The organism is Streptomyces sp. FH025 (assembly GCF_017427025.1).
Taxonomy (GTDB): Bacteria; Actinomycetota; Actinomycetes; order Streptomycetales; family Streptomycetaceae; genus Kitasatospora.
Genome location: NZ_JAFLNG010001148.1, coordinates 1 through 1379 on the forward strand (window position 1 = coordinate 1; position 1379 = coordinate 1379).

General features: G+C 71.3%; 1 protein-coding gene. It reads left to right on the forward strand.

Annotated features, from left to right (window positions below):
- A partial coding sequence (locus J0670_RS38040; RefSeq protein ID WP_207817335.1) for a beta-ketoacyl reductase occupies positions 1-1379 on the forward strand: 1379 nt, incomplete at both ends.

Here is a 1379-nt window from a genome sequence, read left to right on the forward strand (position 1 = left end):
AGGTGTGATCGGCAACGCCGGTCAGGCCAACTACGCGGCCGGCAACACCTTCCTGGACGCCCTGGCCGCCCACCGCCGCCACGTCGGCCTGCCCGCGGTCTCGCTGGCATGGGGCCCGTGGGAGCACGGCATGGCCGGCGGCCTCGGCGATGCCGACTGGCGGCGGCTGTCCCGGCTGGGTCTGAAGCCGGTGGCCACGTCGGACGGGCTCGCGATGCTGGACGCTGCCGTTCACGCTGCCGCCCCCCTGGTGGTGACGGCCACGCTGGACCTCGCAGGGCTGCAACGTTCCGGTGAGGTTCTGCCGCTGCTGTCCGGCCTGGTCCGTACGACGCGGGCGGGCTCGCACGCCCGCCGGACGGCGGGTCGGCCCGCCGCCGACGGCCGGAACGCGCTGGCCGCGCGGCTGGTCGGGCTGAGCCCGGACGAGCGGCGCGAGACCGTGCGAGAGCTGGTCCTGTCGCAGGCCGCCCTGGTGCTGGGCATGACCGGCCCCGAGGCCGTCGACTTCGGTCGCTCCTTCCGCGACGTGGGTTTCGACTCGCTCACCTCCGTCGAACTGCGGAGCCGACTGAACAACGTCACCGGTCTGCGTTTGCCGGCGACGGTGGTGTTCGACTATCCGACGCCGGCCGCCCTGGCCGACTTCGTGGTCGGAGAGCTGATCGGCGAGGCCGGTCCCGCCTCGGCGGATTCGGCCGGGCCCGTGGCCCGGACCGTTCCGGCCGATGAGGACCGCCTGGTGATCGTCGGGATGGCGTGCCGATTCCCGGGTGGGGTGTCGTCGCCGGAGGAGCTCTGGGAGCTGGTGGCGGCGGGCAGGGACGCGATCGGTGTCTTCCCGACGGACCGGGGTTGGCCCGAAGACGTCTACGACCCGGATCCTGAGGCTGTCGGTAAGAGTGTCTCGGGTGAGGGTGGATTCCTGTACGACGCTGGTGAGTTCGACGCGGAGTTCTTCGGGATCAGTCCGCGTGAGGCCGTGGCGATGGATCCGCAGCAGCGGTTGTTGCTGGAGACGTCCTGGGAGGCGTTGGAGGACGCGGGGATCGACCCGACGGGGCTGCGGGGCAGTGCGACGGGTGTGTTCGCGGGGCTCTTCTACCACGACTACCTGCCTTCGCACTTCGTGCCGGAGGAGGTCGAGGGGTACCTCGGAACAGGAGGTACGGGCTCGGTCGCCTCGGGTCGGGTGGCGTATGCGCTGGGGCTGGAGGGTCCGGCGGTGACGGTGGACACGGCGTGCTCCTCGTCGCTGGTGGCGTTGCACCTGGCGTGTCAGTCGCTGCGTTCGGGTGAGAGCTCGCTGGCGCTGGCGGGTGGTGTGACGGTGATGTCGACGCCCGGGACGTTCATCGACTTCACCAAGCAGGGTGGCT